The sequence below is a fragment of the Serratia sp. 14-2641 genome (genome assembly GCF_001692375.1).
GTDB classification, from domain to species: domain Bacteria; phylum Pseudomonadota; class Gammaproteobacteria; order Enterobacterales; family Enterobacteriaceae; genus Chania; species Chania fonticola_C.
The window spans coordinates 1-939 of the sequence record NZ_LXKR01000003.1 but is presented as its reverse complement, the minus strand read 5'-3'; the positions used below and the strand labels follow the sequence as shown (position 1 = coordinate 939).

The 939-nt window shown below is 57.1% G+C and carries 1 protein-coding gene; it reads right to left on the bottom strand.

From position 1 onward, the window contains the following. A partial coding sequence (locus A6U95_RS03815; RefSeq protein ID WP_241810617.1) for a condensation domain-containing protein occupies positions 1 to 939 on the bottom strand: 939 nt, incomplete at both ends.

The following is a 939-nucleotide window of genomic DNA, read 5'->3' as shown; positions in this document are numbered from 1 at the left end:
CTGCCGATAGGTCAGGCTCACGCCCTCAAACACCAGTGCGATATTCTCTGGGGTTCTTGCTACCTGCGCCTCGAACATTTCGTGGATCGTCATATCCCGTGGGTAGTCGCATTCGGTGCGGTTCCCCTGACGGATGATTTGCTCGTATTGTGCCGTATCCAGGTACTGGAGCTCCGCAAGGGAACGCCCCTGGCTGCACAGCGAACCCAGTTGGCGCAGGATATGCTGATAGGTCGCAATGTAGTTCTGCATCGTTTGCCCGTTGAACAGGGCCGTCGCATAGTTGAAGACGCCACCGATCGCCTCTTCACTGTCGTCCATCATCACGGTCAAATCGAACTTCGCCGCCCGATACGCCCCTTCTTGCGCGTCATACTGCTCGAACAGGCTTTCTCCTTCGGTACGTCCTGCTGCCCCAAACGATTGGAGACTGAACATCACCTGGAAGATCGGGTGCCTTGAACTGTCTTTTTCCGTTTTCAGCACTTCAACCAGCTTTTCGAAAGGCAGATCCTGATGGGTATGCGCTTCACTGACCTGTTGGCCCGTTTCGCCAATAAATTCTCTGACCGTTTGGCTGACGTCTATCTGCCGTCTGAGGACCAGCGTATTGACGAACAGGCCCAGGGTGTCTTCCACCCCCGGGTAATGCCTGCCCGCTATCGGTGTCCCCAACACGATATCCTGCTGGTTACTGTAAACCCCCAGCAGCAGGTAATAGCCGCTCAGCAGTACCGTGTACAGGCTGACGTTCAACGAGGCGGCCAACGCCCGCAGCTCGGCACTGGTCGCCGCATCCAGCTGGAAGGTGATATCGTCGCCACGGTAATCCAATTGCAGTGGGCGCACATGGTCCGTCGGCAGGTTGAGCGGTTCATGGTCCGCCAGTTGCCCATGCCAGTAGGCCAGTTGCTTGTCCAGCGTGGCACCTTGCAGGTG